Raw genomic sequence first — 17,719 nt, forward strand, 5'->3', positions numbered from 1 at the left:
GGGTGGGGTCGAGGTGTTGTTTGACGGCGCGCAGGTGGGACAGGTTCGTCAGCTCGCCCCAGAGGTCGACGGCCCGGCGGACCGGCGGTGGGGCGGCGAGCACCAGGCAGCGGCCCTGCCGGGCGAGCAGCACGCTGCGCACGGCGACCAGGATCGCGGCCACCCGGTCGGGCGGCATCGTGCCGGGCAGGGCGGCGTGCACCAGGCCGAGCCCGGCCGAGCCGCGGACCGGCACCGGCGCACCTGCCGCGTCGCGCAGCGCATACACGGCGGCGTGCAGGTGGGCGATCGGCACCTCCAGCCGTAGCGCGGTGTCGCCGGGGGCGAAGGGATAGCTGCGCCACCACGGTGGGGCCGACCGGGTCACCGTCGACCGGCTGCCGAACAGGGACAGCAGCCGGTCGGTGCGCTCCGCCACCTCGGCGGGCCCACCCTCCAGCAGCACCACGAGTGAACCGGCAGCCGCCGGAGCTGTCGACTGACGCCCCGTCATCGACGGATGGCGTGCCATCGCCTCGGCCCGGCGGTCCCGCTTCGGCCGGGATCCCGCGCCGGCCGGCAGGTCCAGCTCCACCGCGGCGGGTTCGAGGCGGGCGGCGAGCACCGCCCGCACCAGGTCGTGCACCTCCAACGGGGTCCACACCGGGCGGGTCACCCAGACCCGGCTGGCCGGCAACGCCTGCACCCGCAGCGTCGCGCTGACCAGCACGCCGAGCGCTCCCTCGGATCCGCACAACAGCCGGGCCTGCGCCAGCCCGGCCGCCCCACCGCCGGCCTCGGTCAGCTCACCGTCGGCGGCCAGGTAGCGCAGGCCGACGAGCTGGTCACAGGCGCTGCCGTGGCGGTGCCGCAGCGGGCCGGCCTCGTCGGCGGCGAGCACGCCGCCGATGGTGGCGCCGGGTGACGGGGCGTCCACCGCGAGCCGCTGGCCGGCGCGCTCCAGCGTGGCCTGCACGGCCCGCAACGGCGTGCCGGCGCCGACCTCAACCATGCGCAGCGGCGCGCCGGCAGACCTCCCGCGTGGCGGCGCCTCGGCGCCGGCCTGCCCCCCGCGCGCCGACGTGCCGGTGCTGGCGCCGGGCCTGCCGTGGCCCGGCGGCTGGGCGACGATGCCCGGCGGCTGGGCGACGATGCCCGCCAGCCGTCCGGTGTCGAGCATGATGTCAACTCGCTCGGGCGGCGCGCCCCAGTCGATCTTGGTGCCGGCACCCCGCGGCACAACTGTCAGGTCATGTTCGGCGGCCAGCCTCAGCACCTGCGCCGCCGCGTGCGCGCCGCCCGGCACCGCCACCCAGCGCGCCGGCCGTCCGGCCACCTCGTCGGCCGCACCCGCGAACCGGGCGAAGCGCGGACCACAGATCTCGGTCAGTCGGCGGGCGATGTCGAGGGCACCGGACGAACCGGTCGAACGTGCAGGCACCATGGCTGCGATCGTACATGTGTTCGAATGATCGGGGGTGGAGGTTTGCTCCGCCCGTCGCGCGGACGCGGCCGGTAACGTGGCGCCGTGACCACCGAGACCCCCGTACCCGTAGCCAGGCGAGTACCGACCGAACGCATCCACCACGGCGACACCGTCGTCGACGAGTACGCCTGGTTGGCCACCAAGGACGACCCGGAGACGATCAGCTACCTCGCCGCCGAGAACGCGTGGACCGAGGCCCGGACCGCGCATCTGGCCGGGCTGCGGACGGAGTTGTTCGAGGAGATCCGGCGACGGACCCAGGAGACCGACCTGTCCGTGCCGACCCGCAAGGGTGGGCACTGGTACTACACCCGCACCGTGGCAGGTCAGCAGTACGGCGTGCACTGCCGCCGGGCGGTCCGCGCGGGCGAGGTCGCACCGCCGGTGAGCGCCGACGGCGCCCCGCTGGAGGGCGAGGAGATCCTGCTCGACGGCAACCAGCTCGCCGAGGGGCACGACTTCTTCTCCCTGGGGGCCTTCGACGTCAGCCCGGATGGGCGTTTCCTGGCGTACTCCACTGATTTCTCCGGCGACGAGCGGTTCACCCTGCGGATCAAGGATCTCGACACCGGCGAGTTGCTGCCCGACGAGATCCCCGGGACCTTCTACGGCACCGCCTGGTCCGCCGACGCCTCGGTGCTGTTCTACGTCACCGTCGATGAGGCGTGGCGTCCGAACCGGGTCTGGCGGCACGTGATGGGCACGCCCGCCGCCGACGATGTGGTGGTGCACGCGGAGGAGGACGAGCGCTTCTGGGTGGGGGTCGAGTTGACCCGCTCGGAACGGTTCATCCTGATCGACATCGCCAGCAAGATCACCAGCGAGGTACGGGTCATCCCGGCCAGCAACCCGACCGGCGAGCCGGCGGTGATCGCGCCCCGACGGCAGGGCGTGGAGTACTCGGTAGAGCACCACGGGCACCGGTTCCTGATCCTGCACAACGACGGCGCCGAGGACTTCGCGCTGGCGTACACCTCGGCGGACGCGCCGGGGGACTGGGTGCCGCTTGTCGAGCACTCCCCCGGCACCCGGCTGGAGTCGGTGGACGCCTTCGCCGACCACCTGGTCGTCACCCTGCGCAGCAACGGCCTGACCGGGCTGCGGGTGCTGCCGATCGGTGGCGGCGACCCGCACGACATCGAGTTTCCCGAGCCGCTGCACACGGTGGGCCTGGACGCCAACCCGGAGTACCGCACCGGGCGGTTGCGGCTGCGCTACACCTCGCTGATCGTCCCGGACTCGGTGTACGACTACGACCTGGTGACCCGCGAGCTGACCCTGCTGCGTCGCCGGCCGGTGCTGCCCGGACCGGACGGCCGGGCGTACCAGCCGGAGGAGTACGAGCAGCACCGGGAATGGGCGCTGGCCGACGACGGCACCAAGATCCCGATCTCGCTCGTCTGCCGCCGCGACACCCCCCGCGACGGCTCCGCGCCCTGCGTCATCTACGGCTACGGCTCGTACGAGGCCAGCATGGACCCGTGGTTCTCGGTCGGCCGACTCTCCCTGCTGGACCGTGGGGTGGTCTTCGCGGTGGCCCACGTGCGCGGCGGCGGCGAGTTGGGTCGACGCTGGTACGAACAGGGCAAGATGCTGGCCAAGAAGAACACCTTCACCGATTTCGTGGCCTGTGCCCGACACCTGGCCAAGGCGGGCTGGACCGCGCCGGACCGGCTGATCGCCCGGGGCGGCTCGGCCGGCGGGTTGCTGATGGGCGCGGTGGCCAACCTCGCGCCGGACGCCTTCACCGGCATCGTCGCGCAGGTGCCGTTCGTGGACGCGCTCAGCTCCATTCTCGACCCGTCGCTGCCACTCACCGTCACCGAGTGGGAGGAGTGGGGCAACCCCCTCGACGACCCGGAGGTGTACGCGTACATGAAGTCGTACACCCCGTACGAGAACGTGGCCGCGCACGACTATCCGGCGATCCTCGCCATGACCGGCCTCAACGACACCCGGGTGCTCTACCACGAGCCGGCGAAGTGGATCGCCCGGCTGCGGGCGGTCGCGCCGCAGGGCGAATACCTCCTCAAGACCGAGATGGAGGCCGGACACGGCGGGCCGAGCGGGCGGTACGACGCCTGGCGGGAGGAGGCGTTCGTCAACGCCTGGATTTTGGACCGGCTCGGCCGCGCCTGAGCTTCGCCACCGATGACCGGAATCGACGAACCGAGCCCGCGCCGGGAGCCGACAGCGGCCCGGCGCGGGCCGGTCTGGTTGAGCCTCGGCCTGGCCGCCACGGCCCTGCTGGCCTGCTGCTGCTCAGCGCTTGTCGGCCTGGCCATCGCCTGGTCCACCGGCCTCTTCCACCCGAACTGACCGCCCCCGCCCTACGGAAAAAGGTGGGGCTGGGTATACCCGGGAAGGTGGATCCAGTCGGCTGGGGTGGCCCTGACCGCGTCACTAGCGTTCCCGGCATGACGACCGCCGCACCCACCCATCTCGCCCAGGCCATGCGTCGCCGCCGGTATCCGCTCACCGGTTGGCCGTGGCGCGCCCTGGCCTACCTGCTGACGAGCGTGCCGCTGGCCGGCGTACTCTCGCTCGGGCCGCTCGTGGTGCTGGCACCACTGTTCGCCGCCACAAGCGCCGCGCGGCAGGGGCGGCCCGTGTCGCTGCCGCTCACCGTGTTCCTGACCGTTGGCGCGTTGACCGTGCTGGCGCTGGCACCGCTGCTCGCCGTGCCGGTGGCGGCCTTCGAACGGTACCGGCTCGGCCTGGTCGACGACCGGCCGCTGCCCCCGACGCCCTGGCGCGGGTTCGTCGCCCGCTACACCACGGGGGCGGCCTGGCGGGAGGCGGCGTACCTGTTCCTCCTCGGCACTGTGGTGCCCGCCGTGTACTGGCTGTTCATTCTGCTCGTGACGCTGGTGCTGCTGCTGGTCGCCAGCCCGTTCGTGGTCAGTCCGGGCGAGCAGGTCAGGGTGCTCTGGAGCACCGCCGAAACCCCCGGGCAGGCCGTGCCGTACGCGATCGTCGGGGTGCTGCTGCTGCCGGTGCTCTGGACACGGTCGGCGTGCTCGCCGCCGCCCAGGGCGCGGTGGCCCGGTGGCTGCTCAGCTCGGACGGCACCGCGCTGAGCGAGGTGACCCGGTCCCGCGCCCGGCTGGTCGACACGTACGAGGCCGAACGCCGGCGCATCGAGCGTGACCTGCACGACGCGGCTCAACCCCGGCTGACCAACCTCGGCCTCCAGATCGGCCTGGCTCGGTTGGACGTGCCCGACGACTCCCCGGCCGCCCGGCCGCTGGACGCGGCGCACGAGCAGGCCAAGGGGTTGATGGTGCTGCTCCGGCAGATCGTCCGGGGCATCCGGCCGCAGAGCCTCGTCGACCTGGGGTTGGCCGGGGCGGTGCGGGAACTCGCCGACGAGTCACCGGTCCCGGTCGAGGTACGGGCCGAGTTGCCCCGACCGCTGCCGGAGGCGGCCGAGACGACCGCGTACTTCGTGGTGTCGGAGGCGCTCGGCAACGTCGCCCGGCACGCGGCGGCGACCCGGGCCGAGGTGCAGCTCACCGACACCGGCACCGGGTTGACCGTCGAGGTCACCGACGACGGCCGGGGTGACGCGGACCCGGCGCGCGGCAGCGGCCTGACCGGGCTCGCCGACCGGGTCGCCGCCGCCGACGGGCGACTGCTGCTGTCCAGCCCACCGGGCGGCCCCACGGTGCTGCGGGTGGAACTACCGTGGTCGGCATGATCCGGGTCGTGCTCGCCGAGGACGAGGTGCTGCTCCGGGAGGGCCTGACCGCCCTGCTCGCCCGGTTCGACTTCACGGTGCTGGACGCCGTCGGCACCGCCCCGGCGCTGCGGGAGGCGGTCCGGGCGCACCGGCCCGACCTAGTGGTCACCGACATCCGGATGCCGCCCGGGCAGCGCGACGACGGGTTGCGCGCGGCGGTGGAGCTGCGCGCCGAGCAGCCGGGCCTGGCCGTGGTGGTGCTCAGTCAGCACGTGCAACCGGAGTACGCTTCCGCGCTGCTGGACAGCGCCGACGGCCGCCGGGTCGGCTACCTGCTCAAGGATCGGGTCGCCGAGGTCACCGAGTTCGTCGACAACCTGCGTACCGTCCTGGCCGGCGGCACGGTGGTCGACCCGGACGTGGTCCGCCGGCTGCTGCACCGCCCCCGCGACCCGCTCGCCGCCCTCTCCGCCCGCGAGCGGGAGGTGCTGGTCCTGGTCGCCGAGGGGCGGTCGAACGCGGCGATCGCGGCCCGGCTGCACGTGACCGAGGCGGCCGTCGGCAAACACGTCGGCAACATCCTGGCCAAGCTCGGCCTGCCGCCGGACGACGACACCAACCGCCGGGTGCTGGCCGCGCTGACCTGGCTGCGGGCCAATCCCGCCTGACCGGGCCGGGTTCAGCCGGCCCGCAGCTCCTCCACCGCCGTGTTCTGGCGGAGGAAGAGCACCCCCAGCCCGACCGTGAGCAGGGTCGCGGCCACCGCGCCGGCACCCAGCAACGCGAGCTGGTCCAGCGGTACGTCCGGCGAGTAGGTCATGCCACCGGTACGCACCAGCTCGGTGTGGCGGTCGCGAGTGGCCGGATCGGCACACAGCTCGGTCGTCGCCCGGCACACCGTTTCCCAATCGCCGGCCAGGACGATGTCGGGGTTGAGCAGCCGGCCGATGGTGTAACCGGCGCCGAGCGCCAGCAGTACGGCGGGCACCATCGGGGTCAGCACCTGCCAAAGGATCGAGACACCGATGGTGGCTCGGGGCACCCCGCCCGCCACGAGGGCCGCGTACGTCCGGCGGCGTGCGGTGATTCCCTCGATCAGCATGACGAGCAGTCCGGCGGCGGCAATCGCCACCGCCACGGCGACCGCTAGGTCGACCAGGTCGACGGCCCGCAGGTAGAACTCGTTGCGCCCGTCGCCGAAGTCTGACTGCCAGTTCTGCTTCCGCTCGATGTCGTCCCTGAGCTGGAACTGGGCCCGGAACGCCGCCGCACCGGCACCGAAGACCAGCGCCGCGAGCAGGGCGGCGAAGGTACGGCTACCGGCCCACGGATCCTCGCTCAGCCGGCCGGCCGCCAGCAGTTGGGCCGGGCTGCTGGCGTGTCGATGCAGCAACCGCCCGGTTTGTCGGGAGATCCAGGCGGCCCCGAGGATCACCCCGAGCACCGCCGCGAACGCGACCACGAGGACCCCCACGAAGAACCAGCGGGTCAGCCGGTCGCCGGACGCCTCCCGGATCGGCTGGAACAGGGCGGCGCCCAGCACGCCGAGCGCGATCAGCAGTGCCGGCCAGGGGCGCGGCGGACCGGCCCGGCGGGTCCGGCGGACCACCCCGAGCGGTGTGGCGGTGATCCGACGCAGCATCAGGGCGGTGGCCGCAGCGGCCACCATCGGCAGGGCCAGCACCACCAGTGCCAGTTCCGGCAAGGTCGGCAGGACGTCGGTGGGCAGCGGAAGCCGGCCGTCGGTGTCCGGGCGGTGCAGCAGTGCCCGCCCGACGAGGTAACTGGCGAGCCCGATGAGTGTGCCGATCAGGCTCGCCAGCCCGGTCTCCAGCACCGCGATCCCGGTCACCTGGCCGGGAGTGGCACCGGCCAGCCGCAGCGCAGCGAGCCGACGGTCCCGGGTCGGCGCGCCGAGCCGGGCGCACTGACCGGCCAGGGCCAGCACCGGAATGGTGAGCAGCAGGATCGCGAAGGCGGTGCCGCCGCGTAGCCCCGGCTCCCGCAGCAGGGCGTTGGTGTACTGCTCCGAATGTGCGCCCGAGTCGCCGGGCGGCGTCTGGATGGCCAGCACACTCAGTGCGGCCAGCACGGCGAGCGAGGCCAGCAGGGCACTCAGCGCGGTCAGGGCCACTCGCGCCGCGTCGGTGCGGTTGCCGGCCACCGCGAGTCGGACGAAGGTGCCGGGTCTCACCGGACGCCGCCGGTGACCGGAGCGGCGTCCAAGCCCAGGCCGGTGTGGTCGATCACGCCGTCGCGCAGCACGATCTCCCGATCGGCGTACGCGGCGATGCGCGGCTCGTGGGTGATCAGCACCACCGTCGTACGCTGCTCCCGGGCCAACCGGACCAGTTGGGTGAGCACCTGCTCGCCGGTGAGCGTGTCCAGCGAGCCGGTCGGCTCGTCGGCGAAGAGCACCCGTGGCTCGGTGACCAAGGCCCGGGCGGTGGCGCACCGCTGCTGCTGACCGCCGGACATCTCGCCGGGCCGTACGTCGGCGAGTTCGGCCACACCGAAGCGGTCCAGCCAGGTGAGCGCCGCCGTCCGTGCCGCTCGCCGCCCCGTGCCGGCGAGCAACAGCGGAAGGGCGACGTTCTCCGCCGCGGTCAGCTCGGCAACGAGCTGACCGAACTGGAACAACACCCCGAACTCGGTACGCCGCAACCGTGATCGGGCCGCTTCCGACCAGGTGTCGATGCGGTGGCCGCGCCAGGCCACCTCACCGGCGTCGGGCCGCAGGATGCCCGCGAGACAGTGCAGCAGGGTGGACTTGCCGCAGCCGCTCGGCCCGGTCACCGCGACGATCTCGCCCTCGGCGACCTCCATGGTGATGCCGCGCAGGGCGGGTGTCGGTCCGTACGACCGCACCAGACCGCGAGCCTGTAGTTGCGTCATCGGTGCACCTCCCGGTGCCAGTCGGCGACCCGGTCCAGGGTGGTGTGCAACCAACGCAGGTCGGCGTCGAGATGGGCGATGGCGTAGTCGGCCGCGACCACGTCGTCGACGGTGGCCGTGGGGTTCGTCTTGAGCGCGGTCAGTTCGCGCAGCCGGTCGGTGTGCGCCCGGCGCTGGGCGATCAGATATGTCCGGGCCCGTGTCACGTCGGCGACCAGCAGCGCCACCACCACCTTGGCGAAAAGCGTGCTGTTGACGTGCGGCATCGGCGGCTCCACAGTGCTCAACCACAGGTCCAGCGCGTCGCGCCCCTCCTCGGTCAACGCGTAGGCCGTCCGGTCGGGACCGGCGAGGCGTTCCTGCCCCGCCGGTGCCACCAGACCGTCCCGCACCAGCCGGCCCAGCGTCGCGTAGACCTGCCCGTACGCCAGCGGGCGGGCCTGCGGCAGTCGTTCGTCGTGGGCCCGCTTCAGGTCGTAGCCGTGCTTGGTGCCGCCGGCGAGCAGCCCGAGCAACACGTGCGGTGTGGACACCCGCCTACTATTCACTCAGCGAATAGCAGTCGTCAAGCTCTCTGTTCGACCACGCCGAGGCAGCAACTTCGGGGAAGTTGCTGCCTCACGCCGATGCCGTGCCGACAAGTTCGGGGAAGTTGCTGCCTCACGCCGATGCCGTGCCGACAACTTCGGGGAAGTTGCTGCCTCACGCCGATGCCGTGCCGACAAGTTCGGGGAAGTTGCTGCCTCAGCCAAGCGGCGGGCGGTCGCTCCTGTTCAGGGCGTCGGCGACCAGGCCGGGTCGCGGCCGGTGAGGGCGAGCAGCCGGGGCAGGTCCGGCAGGGTGGCGTCGACGGGCACCGGCTCCGCGAAGACACCCAGCTGGCGCGCCTGCGGGCCGAGCTGACCGGCCAGGTCCTGCAACATAGGCAGCACCCGCGGGGACGGCTCGTACTCCTGGCCGGTGGCGACCGCCAGATCCCAACCGTGCACGGTCAGGTCGAGCAACACCATGCCGCCGAGCACCGACTGGGGCATGCCCATGCCGGAGGAGACGCCCTCCTCGCTGGCCGGATCCGACCACGCCTCGACCAGCCGGCGAATCTCCGCCGCGAACCGGTCCCGCCAGCCGTCGGCGAGATGATCGGGTTTGTCGGCCCAGGCCACCGTCTTGTGGGCGGCCAGATCCTGGAAGTTGACCACCACCTCGTACAGATGGTTGAGCAGGTCGCGGACGGCGTACTCCCGGCAGGGGGTGGGCAGGTCGAGCTGGTCGTCGGTGATCGCCTGGACCACCGCCACGGTTCGCGGCGCGGCCGTCGCCAGCAGCTCACTAGTCTGAGTAGGCATAGGGCCAGCGTATGAAGGTGGTCTTGAAGAAATGCGACAGCCGCGCGGGGACAGTCGGGGCATCCTCGACCCGGCCCGGCTGATGCGTCGGGTCCGGTTCCGCCGGCATCTGCCCGCCGCCGGGCTGCAACCCTGGGTCGAGCACTACTGGCTGATCGACTGGACACTGCCTGAGCCGTTCGCGCAGCGCGTCGTACCCCATCCCGCGGTGAACCTGGTCTTCCAGCGCGACGGCGACGGGCCGGAGCGGGCCGAGGTGGCCGGGGTGGGTCTGGAGGTTTTCTCGATCGTGCTCGCCGGCACCGGCCGGGTCTGCGGCGTGCAGTTCCGCCCCGGCGGCTTCCACCCCTTCTGGCACCGGTCGGTAGCCGAGCTGACCGGCCGACGCCTGAACTTCGCCGAGTTGGTCGAGCGCTGGCCGCCGGCCGCCGTGCCACCCCAGCGGATCTGCATCGGCACCGACGCCGCGCGCTGCCGGGCCCTGGACGCACTGCTCACCGGCTGGGCACCCCGCCCCGACCCGGCCACCGACGAGACGATCCGGCTGGTCGAGGCGATCCGGACCGACCGGAGCGTACGCCGGGTCGACGAGTTCGCCCGGGACAACGGGCTCTCGATCCGCCAGCTGCAACGCCTCTTCCTCACCCGGGTCGGCGTCGGCCCGAAGTGGGTGATCCGCCGCTACCGCCTGCACGAGGCGCTCGAACGGGCCACCGACGGCCCGCTCGACTGGGCCAGGCTGGCGGCGGAACTCGGCTACAGCGACCAGGCCCACCTGGTCCGCGATTTCACCGCCGTCACCGGCCGCTCCCCCAGCACGTACACCCTCACCGGCCGGCGCGAGCGCGATGCTGGTGCAGGAGCGGTTGTTAATAGGGGGCCCTTCCTCTACACCAGACGTTAATAGGGGGCCCCTCCTTACACATCAGCGGCGGCGGAGGGCGACCACGGCTACGTCGTCCTGGATCTCGGGGGGCGCCAGCTCGACGAGAAGTCGTTCACAGAAGCGGTCGAGGTCGGCGTCGACCTGCGTGGCGGATGCCGCCAACGCGGTCAGGCCCTCGTCGATGGTGCTGTCCCGGCGTTCGATCAGCCCGTCGGTGTAGAAGACGATCGTCGCGCCGGGCGGCAGCACGAACTCCAGATCCGCCGGGCGGGGTGCCCGTACCCCGAGCAGCGGGGCGGAGTGCTGGATGTACTCGGTCTTGCCGTCCAGGATGATCAACGGCGGCAGGTGGCCGGCGCTGGCCAGCCGGACATGACCGGTGGTGGGTTCCAGCAGCAGCACGCAGGTGGTCGCCACTTCGTTGGGCAGCAGCGTACGCATCAGTTCGTTGACCCGGTGCAGGATCTCGCCCGGCTGGTGTCCCTCGACCGCGTACGCCCGCAGCGCGTGCCGCAGCTCGGCCATCACCGTCGCGGCGTGCAGGGAGTGGCCCGCCACGTCGCCGATCGCCAACAGCAGGTGACCGTCGAGCATCACCAGCTCGTAGAAGTCGCCGCCCACCTCGGTCTGTACGCTGGCCGGCTCGTACCGCACGGCCAGGTCGAGCCCGTTGATCTGCGGGATGCGGCGCGGCAGCAGGCTGCGTTGGAGCGTCACCGCGATCCGGTGTTCCTCGTCGAAGGAGCGTTGCGCCTCCACCGCCGAGGCCACCGCCTGCGCCAACTGCCGCAGCACCGGCGTGCGGGCGGTCTGCGTGGCGGTGGGCACCACGACGTAGAGCGGCGCCCGGTCCTCCCGTAGTCGGGCGGCGGCCACCGTGACCGTGTCGTCGGCAGGCCAGTCGACAAGCGTCCAACTCGCCGGTTGCTGCACCCAGACGGTCGCCCCGGTCGGCACCCCGGTGTCGTCCACGATCCACGGCACGACGCTCGCGGGTGTGCCCGGACCGGCGCATACCCCGGCCAGGCAGTGCCCGTCGAACGTCTCGGCGACCACCGCGGCGGGACTCTTGAAGATCTCCGCGGCACCGCTGGCCGCCTCTTCGAGCAGCCGGGCGAAGTTCGGTGCGGCGTGCACCGCGACTGTGGTGTCGGCCAGCCAGGTCAGTCGCTCGGCCAGCAGCTCGGCACGCTGGCGGGCCTGGTAGTAGCGCAGTACCGCGTGCGCGGTGGCGACCAGTTCCTCCGGCTCGATCGGTTCCGCGAGGTACGCGTCCGCGCCCCGGGTCAGGCCCTGGGTGCGATCCGCCACGTCGACCGCGTGCGCGGACACGTGGATCACCGGCAGCGCGGGATGCTCCGACTTGATCTGTTCGCAGACGTCGTAGCCGCTCAGGTCCGGCAGCCGGACGTCGAGCACCACCAGGTCGATCGGGTCCACTCCGACCCGGCTCAGGGCCTCGCCGCCGGTCTCCGCCTCCAGCACGGTGAAGCCGGCCCGACTGAGCCAGTTCACCAGGAGGTAGCGCTTGGTCCGACTGTCGTCGACCACCAACACGGTTGCCGCGCCGTCCATGTCACGTCCCGTCTGCCGGCAGCGAGACGGTGAAGGTGCTGCCTTGGCCGGGCGCGCTGGCCAGTTCGAGGTCGCCACCGAGCAGGGTGACCAGGCGTCGGGCGTACGGCAGGCCGAGGCCGGTGCCGCCGACCCTGGTCGGCCCCGGCACCTGGTAGAACTCCTCGAACACCCGCTCGTGCAGCTCCGCCGGGATGCCCGGACCGGTGTCCGACACGACCAGCCGCCAGTAGTCCGTCCCGCGCTCGGCGCGCAACCGCACTTCACCCCGGGTGGTGAACTTCAGACCGTTGTGCAGCAGATTGCGCAGTACCTGGGCGAGGAGCACCTCGTCGCTGCGTACGGTGGCCGGCGGGGCCGGGTCCTCCACCACCAGCTCGACCTCGGGTCCGGTGTGCAGGGCCCGCAGCGTGCCCCGCAACTGACCGAAGACGGCCCGCAGGTCCACCTCGGTCAGCTCCGGTTCGATCCGCCCCGATTCGGCCTTCGCCAGGTCGAGCAGCTCGTTGACGAGGGCCAACAAATCCGATGCCGAGGAACGGATCAGGCCGACCTGCTGCTCCTGCTCGCTGGTGAGCGGGTCCGACGCGGAGTCACCGAGCAGCCGGGCCAGTCCGATGATCGCGGTGACCGGTGCGCGCAGCTCGTGGCTGACGTTGGCCAGGAATCGGGTCTTCGACTCGCTCGCCGCGCGCAACTGCGCCGACTTCTCGTCCAGCTCGGCGTAGAGCGCCACCACGCCCCGGTTGGTCTCCTCCAGCTCGTCGGTGAGCTGGTGGTAGAGCGCCAGCACGCCCCGGTTGGTCTGTTCCAGTTCCTCGTTGAGCCGGGCCAGTTCGTCGCGCTGGCTGCGTACCTCGTCGAGGGCGGCGATGAGCTGCGAGTTCTGGGTGGCGAGTTCCTCCTCGGCGGTGCCCGGTGAGCTCTTGCCGAGCTGTGCGCGCAGTTGCGCGAGGCGCTCGGAGGTGAGCGCCTGTGCGGTGGCCGGGACACGTCGTGACATCCTCACGACCGTAACCTCCTCGACCGTCACCACGCCCAATGTGTCCACCAGGCGCGCCACCGCACCGGACTGTGGCTCGTACCGGCCATCGGGCAGGGCACGGACCGGGGCGAGGTCGACCCGCAGGTGACGCTGGCCGTCCGCAGCGCCGGCGACGGCGAACACGACGTCCGCTCCACCGACGCCGAGCAGCAGGTCCCGGGCCACTTCGCTGAGCGCGGTGGCGAGCCGGACCTGGTCCTGATGCTCCAGGCCGACCGCGGCGGCGACCTCGCGACCCCGCTGACGGAGCACGAAGATGTCCCGTTCCACCCGCAGCGGCATCTGCAGCAGCGGCGCGTTCACGACCAGGACCTTGCCACCAGCACCCCGGCGTCGTCGCGCCGGACACCGGCGTCCCGGAGCAGGGTGGCGGCCACCACCAGCGGCGACCGTCCCAACAGGCCGGGGTACTCAGCGAGTTGCCAGCGGTCGGCCACGCCGTCGGTATGCATGATCAACAGGCTGTCGGAGTCGAACGGGTAGTCGTATTCCCGGATTGCGGGACGTTGATGTCCCGCGATGCCGGGCAGCGACACCAGACCGCGCCGCTGTCCGATGCCGGTGAGGATGTGGCCACTGATGTTGCCCAGACCGGCGTAGCGCAGCAGCCCGGCCACCGGATCCGGCTCGGCCACGGCGAGCGCGGCACCCCGGGTGTGGGACAACGAGCGATGCAGGTGCCGGACCACCTCGGCCGGGGAGGCAGGCGGGGCGTCCCGGAACGCGGTGAGCGCGGCGTCGCTGGCGGCGGCGGCCAGCGGGCCGTGTCCGAGTCCGTCGGTGACCAGCACCTGCCGGCGATCGCCGACGATCCGCCAGGCGTGCCCGTCCCCGCTGACCGTCTCTCCGGTGAGTGGTCGGGTGAGCCCGCCGACCCAGGGACGCTCGGTGTCCGCCGTGGCGAAGACCCGCACCGCGATGACGGTGCCGCGGCCCGGCCGGGAGTACGCGTCGAACCAGCTCGACTGACGGACGATCGCACCCAGGCCGATGCCGAGCGTGCCGGCGGTGGAGTGGCCGTCGCGGGCGGAGTCGGTGAGGTCGGCCATGCCGGGCCCGGCGTCGATCGCGATCAGTTCGACACCGGCGTCCAGTTCGCGTCGCACCGGGCGGAGCAGCAGTGTGCCGTCCACCGCATGCTTGATCAGGTTGCTGGTCAGCTCGGCGGCGACGATGGCCAGGTCGGCGATCCGGCCGGCGGGCAGACCCAACCGGTCGCCCAGGCGCTCGGCCGCCCGGCGTATCCCGCTGCCGGAGCTGCCGTCCTCCACCCGGAACCACGCTCCCCGGTCGGAGACCGGCTCGGCGGTCACCGGGACCACTTGGTGATGGTGATCCGGGTGCCCTGGCCTGGTGCGGTCTGGATGTCGAACTCGTCCACCAGCCGCCGAGCACCGCTGAGGCCGAGACCCAGCCCCCCACCGGTGGTGTAACCGTCGGTCAGCGCGAGGTTCAGGTCGGCGATGCCGGGACCGGAGTCGGCGAAGAGGATCTTTATGCCCTGTTTGCGGCCATTGTCGACGGTGCTCACCTCGACGCTGCCACCGCCGCCGTAGACCAGGGTGTTCCGGGCCAGCTCGCTGGCGGCGGTGACGACCTTGGTCTGGTCGACCAGGGAGAGCTTGGCCGCCACCGCCACTGTACGGACCAGCTGACGCACGCGTACCACGTCCTCGTCGCTGCCCACCGCCTGCGTCTGCGGGCGACCCAGGTCCACCCCGCTGGTCATGGCGACGCCGTCAGCTCGGTGTCCGGACCGTAGTCGAACTCGTCGTCACCCTGGTCGGCACGTTCGGCCGCGATGAGTTCCATGCCCCGCTCGACGTTCAGTGCGGTACGGATGCCGTTGAGTGACAGTCCCAGTTCCACGAGCGTGATGGCGACCGCCGGCCGCATGCCGACGACCACCGTCTCCGCGTCGAGCACCCGCGAGATCGAGGCGATGGTGGAGAGCATCCGCCCGACGAAGGAGTCGACGATGTCCAGCGCCGTGATGTCGATGATCACGCCGTGGCAGCCGGTGGCCACGATCCGCTCGGCCAGGTCCTCCTGGAGGGCCACGGCCGTCTGGTCCGACATGTCGACCTGGATGGAGACCAGCAGGATGTCGCCGATCTTGAGGATCGGCACCCGCTCCATCACGCCTCCCGGCGCGACTGGCGGCGACCGGTCTCGACACCGGTGAGCCGCAGCACGTGCCGCAGCGCGTCGGCGAGGCTGGCCTTGGTGGCGATGTCCCCGAACTCGATGCCGAGCGCGACGATGGTCTGGGCGATCTGTGGCCGGATGCCGGAGATTATGCAGTCGGCACCCATCAGCCGGGCGGCCACCACGGTCTTCAGGATGTGCTGGGCGACCTGCGTGTCCACCGCCGGTACGCCGGTGATGTCGATGATCGCGTACGGCGAGCCGGTGTCGACGAGGGTCTGCAACAGCCGCTCCATGACCACCTGGGCGCGGGCCGAGTCGAGGGTGCCGACCAGTGGCACCGCCACCACACCCTCCCAGAGCTTGACCACCGGAGTGGAAAGCTCCAGCAACTGCTCGGCCTGGTCGGCGATCAGGCTTTCCCGGGTGCGTACGTAGGTCTCGAAGGTGAACAGACCCATCTGGTCGACCAGGGCGGAGAAGCCGACGTAGTCGCGCAGCGTGCCCTCGCTCTGGTCGGAATCCAGCACGGTCAGCAGGGCGTCCTTCAGGGCGAACACGCCGGTGGCGGTCTCGGTGGCGGAGAAGCCCTGCCGGGCCTGGCCGCGGGAGAACTCGGCGAGCACCGCCCGCAGCTCGGTCGCCTCCTCGCTGGTCAGATCGACAGCGCCCTTGCCGAGCGCGTCGAGCAGGGCGCGGTGCAGTTCCTGCCCTTGGCGGATCAGTTCGGCCTGGCTGAGCCGGCCTCGCAGCTGCGCGGCGACGACTTCGGCCCACCGCCGGGTGATCCGATCGACATGCCTGGACAGGACATCGACCAGCCGACCGCTTTCGTCAGCGTTCAGCGCCATCGCAAAACCCCCTCGACCTGGACCGGCCGGACTCTATCACCGCAGTCCCGCCAACTACTTGCCACGGAGCAACGGAATGATGGTGGACACCTGATCGCGCTCCCGTTCTGCGCGCCAGGGCTCGCGTGGGATACCGTTCCACAGATAAACAGGAGGTCTGGCAAATGTCCTTGACGGTGCACACGGAACAGCGCGGTGACGTCGTCGTCGTGTCGGTCGCGGGCGAACTGGACATGGCGACCGCGCCGCAGTTGCAGGACCAGATCACCGACCTGCTCGACAAGGGTCGCAGTCGCCTCGTCTTCGACCTGTCGGACGTCTCGTTCTGCGACTCCACCGGGCTGTCGGTGTTCGTCCGTGCCAAGAACAGCTCCGACGAGGCCGGTGGCGTGGTGCGACTGGCCGCCCCGCAGCGGGGTGTGCTGCGCATTCTTGAGGTGAGCGGTCTGGTCGAGGTGCTGCACACCTACCCGACCGTCGACCAGGCGGTCGCCGGCGACCCCACGCCCGCCTCCTCCTGACGCCTCCGGCTCAGCGCTCGTCCTCGATGTAGCGAGGGCGAGCGATAAGCACACCCGCACCGGTCTGCACCGCGAGTGCGGCGAGCAGGAAGCCGACCGGCGCCGTCCAGCCACCGGTGGTCTCGTAGAGAACCCCGACCAGCAGCGGCCCCAGTGCGGCGATCAGGTACCCGGTGCTCTGCGCGAAGGCCGACAGTGCCACCGTCCCGTCGGCGGTCCGGGCCCGCAGCCCGATGGTGGTCAGGATGAGCGGGAACGCGCCCTGGCCGAACGCCAGCAGCACCACCCACAGCACCGCTCCGTCGCGCGGCGCGAACGCCAGGCCCAGGTAGGCCAGGCTGGAGGCGGCGGTCAGCGTGAAGATCAGCGGACGCAGGGTGCCCAGCCGACCGGCCAGCGCCGGCATCAGCAGCGCGATCGGCACCCCGAGCGCGGTCACCCCGGCGAGCAGCAGCCCGGCGTCCTGCGGGCGGAACCCCGCGTCCCGGAACAGCTGGGCCAGCCAACCCATGATCGCGTACCCGCTGAGCGACTGCGCCCCGAAGTAGACAGCCATCGCCCACCCGAGTCGGGTGCGGCCCGGCCGGACGGCCGACCGGGCGGCGGCCCCACCCCGGGTCGCCCGCCGCGTCGCGGCGCGGGTCCGCAGCGCCGCCGGCAGCCACGGGAGTACGGCAACCGCCGCCATCGCCGCCCAGACCCCCAGCCCCGCCCGCCAGGAACCGAAGGCGTGCGCCACCGGCACCGCGGAGGCGGCGGCCACCGTCGTGCCGGCGGTCAGCGCCATCGTGTACGCCCCGGTCACCAGCCCGGTACGGTGCGGAAAGTGCTGCTTGACCAGCATCGGCAGGAGAATGTTCGCCACCGCGATGCCGGCCAGGGCGAGCGCGCTGGTCAGCAGGAACACCACTGCGGATCCGGTCAGCACCCGCAGCAGTTGGCCGACGGCGAGGGCGAGCATCGCCAGCACCAGCAGCCGGGCCGGGGAGAGCCGGCGCACCAACCACGGGGTCGCCGCACCGAGTCCGGCGAACGCGATGGTGGGCAGGGTGGTGACGAAGCCCGCCATGGTGCCGGAGAGGGCCAGTCCGACGCGTACCTCGTCGAGCAGGGCACCGAGGCTGGTCACCGCGGCCCGCAGGTTCAGCGCCACCAGCAGCATTCCGGCCAGCACCAGCCACCCGCCGGTTGCCCGCGGCGGGCTCGCGGCGGGCAGGTCCGACGACGTGCCGCCGATGGTGCGCGCGGGCGCGGCGACGGCCGTCATCGTCATCGAGGTGATGGGAGACGTCGAGGTGATGGGGG

General features: G+C 72.0%; 19 protein-coding genes. 7 read left to right on the forward strand and 12 right to left on the reverse strand.

Annotated features, from left to right (window positions below; translation table 11 throughout):
- Window positions 1-1,423, reverse strand: a 1,423-nt coding sequence (locus tag C1I93_RS17725; protein WP_111244403.1) for an FAD-binding oxidoreductase, incomplete at its 3' end; no start/stop codon positions are given.
- A gap of 84 nt (window positions 1,424-1,507) precedes the next feature.
- Between C1I93_RS17725 and C1I93_RS17730 the strand changes: the two genes are divergently transcribed.
- From C1I93_RS17730 to C1I93_RS17740, 5 genes are all read left to right on the forward strand, one after another.
- The gene (locus tag C1I93_RS17730) at window positions 1,508-3,604 is read left to right on the forward strand and encodes a S9 family peptidase (protein WP_111244404.1); all 2,097 of its coding nucleotides are present in this window, start codon (window positions 1,508-1,510) and stop codon (window positions 3,602-3,604) included.
- A gap of 12 nt (window positions 3,605-3,616) precedes the next feature.
- The gene (locus tag C1I93_RS31650) at window positions 3,617-3,784 is read left to right on the forward strand and encodes a hypothetical protein (protein WP_181445213.1); all 168 of its coding nucleotides are present in this window, start codon (window positions 3,617-3,619) and stop codon (window positions 3,782-3,784) included.
- A gap of 98 nt (window positions 3,785-3,882) precedes the next feature.
- On the forward strand, window positions 3,883-4,545 hold the full coding sequence (locus C1I93_RS32540; RefSeq protein WP_223256241.1) for a sensor domain-containing protein: 663 nt from the start codon (window positions 3,883-3,885) through the stop codon (window positions 4,543-4,545).
- Window positions 4,482-5,165 carry a sensor histidine kinase gene (locus tag C1I93_RS32545; RefSeq protein ID WP_223256240.1) on the forward strand — a complete coding sequence of 228 codons (684 nt, stop codon included), beginning with the start codon at window positions 4,482-4,484 and terminating at the stop codon, window positions 5,163-5,165. Before C1I93_RS32540 ends, C1I93_RS32545 begins: the two co-directional genes overlap by 64 nt.
- On the forward strand, window positions 5,162-5,815 hold the full coding sequence (locus tag C1I93_RS17740) for a response regulator transcription factor (protein WP_420811709.1): 654 nt from the start codon (window positions 5,162-5,164) through the stop codon (window positions 5,813-5,815). The genes C1I93_RS32545 and C1I93_RS17740 overlap by 4 nt, the downstream gene beginning before the upstream one ends.
- An 11-nt stretch (window positions 5,816-5,826) precedes the next feature.
- On the opposite strand, the gene C1I93_RS17745 is transcribed toward C1I93_RS17740, so the two are convergent.
- From C1I93_RS17745 to C1I93_RS17760, 4 genes are all read right to left on the reverse strand, one after another.
- A complete protein-coding gene (locus tag C1I93_RS17745) occupies window positions 5,827-7,341 on the reverse strand; it encodes an FtsX-like permease family protein (RefSeq protein WP_111244406.1) in 1,515 nt (504 codons plus the stop codon).
- Window positions 7,338-8,042 carry an ABC transporter ATP-binding protein gene (locus C1I93_RS17750; RefSeq protein WP_111244407.1) on the reverse strand — a complete coding sequence of 235 codons (705 nt, stop codon included), beginning with the start codon at window positions 8,040-8,042 and terminating at the stop codon, window positions 7,338-7,340. The genes C1I93_RS17745 and C1I93_RS17750 overlap by 4 nt, the downstream gene beginning before the upstream one ends.
- Entirely contained in the window at window positions 8,039-8,575 is a 537-nt protein-coding gene (locus tag C1I93_RS17755) for a PadR family transcriptional regulator (RefSeq protein WP_111244408.1), read from the reverse strand. The genes C1I93_RS17750 and C1I93_RS17755 overlap by 4 nt, the downstream gene beginning before the upstream one ends.
- A gap of 240 nt (window positions 8,576-8,815) precedes the next feature.
- The gene (locus tag C1I93_RS17760) at window positions 8,816-9,388 is read right to left on the reverse strand and encodes a TIGR03086 family metal-binding protein (RefSeq protein WP_111244409.1); all 573 of its coding nucleotides are present in this window, start codon (window positions 9,386-9,388) and stop codon (window positions 8,816-8,818) included.
- A gap of 31 nt (window positions 9,389-9,419) precedes the next feature.
- On the opposite strand from C1I93_RS17760, the gene C1I93_RS17765 reads away from it, so the two are divergent.
- Window positions 9,420-10,292, forward strand: coding sequence for a helix-turn-helix domain-containing protein (locus C1I93_RS17765; RefSeq protein WP_111244410.1), 873 nt, complete (start codon window positions 9,420-9,422; stop codon window positions 10,290-10,292).
- A 21-nt stretch (window positions 10,293-10,313) separates the two neighbouring features.
- On the opposite strand, the gene C1I93_RS17770 is transcribed toward C1I93_RS17765, so the two are convergent.
- Genes C1I93_RS17770 through C1I93_RS17795 form a run of 6 tightly spaced genes read right to left on the reverse strand, consistent with a single transcriptional unit; the run spans window position 10,314 to window position 15,893 of the window.
- Window positions 10,314-11,849 (reverse strand): SpoIIE family protein phosphatase, encoded by a 1,536-nt coding sequence (locus tag C1I93_RS17770; protein WP_111244411.1) that lies wholly within the window; start codon window positions 11,847-11,849, stop codon window positions 10,314-10,316.
- Window position 11,850: 1 nt separating this feature from the next.
- Window positions 11,851-13,176, reverse strand: a complete 1,326-nt coding sequence (locus C1I93_RS17775; RefSeq protein ID WP_181445214.1) for an ATP-binding protein — start codon at window positions 13,174-13,176, stop codon at window positions 11,851-11,853.
- Window positions 13,177-13,193: 17 nt separating this feature from the next.
- Window positions 13,194-14,216 carry a SpoIIE family protein phosphatase gene (locus C1I93_RS17780; protein WP_223256239.1) on the reverse strand — a complete coding sequence of 341 codons (1,023 nt, stop codon included), beginning with the start codon at window positions 14,214-14,216 and terminating at the stop codon, window positions 13,194-13,196.
- Window positions 14,204-14,623, reverse strand: a complete 420-nt coding sequence (locus C1I93_RS17785; protein WP_111244413.1) for an anti-sigma regulatory factor — start codon at window positions 14,621-14,623, stop codon at window positions 14,204-14,206. The genes C1I93_RS17780 and C1I93_RS17785 overlap by 13 nt, the downstream gene beginning before the upstream one ends.
- Window positions 14,620-15,033, reverse strand: a complete 414-nt coding sequence (locus C1I93_RS17790; protein ID WP_111244414.1) for an STAS domain-containing protein — start codon at window positions 15,031-15,033, stop codon at window positions 14,620-14,622. Before C1I93_RS17790 ends, C1I93_RS17785 begins: the two co-directional genes overlap by 4 nt.
- Window positions 15,033-15,893 carry an STAS domain-containing protein gene (locus C1I93_RS17795; protein ID WP_111244415.1) on the reverse strand — a complete coding sequence of 287 codons (861 nt, stop codon included), beginning with the start codon at window positions 15,891-15,893 and terminating at the stop codon, window positions 15,033-15,035. Before C1I93_RS17795 ends, C1I93_RS17790 begins: the two co-directional genes overlap by 1 nt.
- A gap of 164 nt (window positions 15,894-16,057) precedes the next feature.
- On the opposite strand from C1I93_RS17795, the gene C1I93_RS17800 reads away from it, so the two are divergent.
- Window positions 16,058-16,414 carry an STAS domain-containing protein gene (locus C1I93_RS17800; protein ID WP_111244416.1) on the forward strand — a complete coding sequence of 119 codons (357 nt, stop codon included), beginning with the start codon at window positions 16,058-16,060 and terminating at the stop codon, window positions 16,412-16,414.
- A 10-nt stretch (window positions 16,415-16,424) separates the two neighbouring features.
- Here the strand turns inward: C1I93_RS17800 and C1I93_RS17805 are convergent, their stop codons facing one another.
- A complete protein-coding gene (locus C1I93_RS17805; RefSeq protein WP_111244418.1) occupies window positions 16,425-17,681 on the reverse strand; it encodes an MFS transporter in 1,257 nt (418 codons plus the stop codon).
- Window positions 17,682-17,719: the final 38 nt, after the last annotated feature.

Origin of the sequence: Micromonospora endophytica, from assembly GCF_003236305.1 — a bacterium.
GTDB classification, from domain to species: domain Bacteria; phylum Actinomycetota; class Actinomycetes; order Mycobacteriales; family Micromonosporaceae; genus Micromonospora; species Micromonospora endophytica.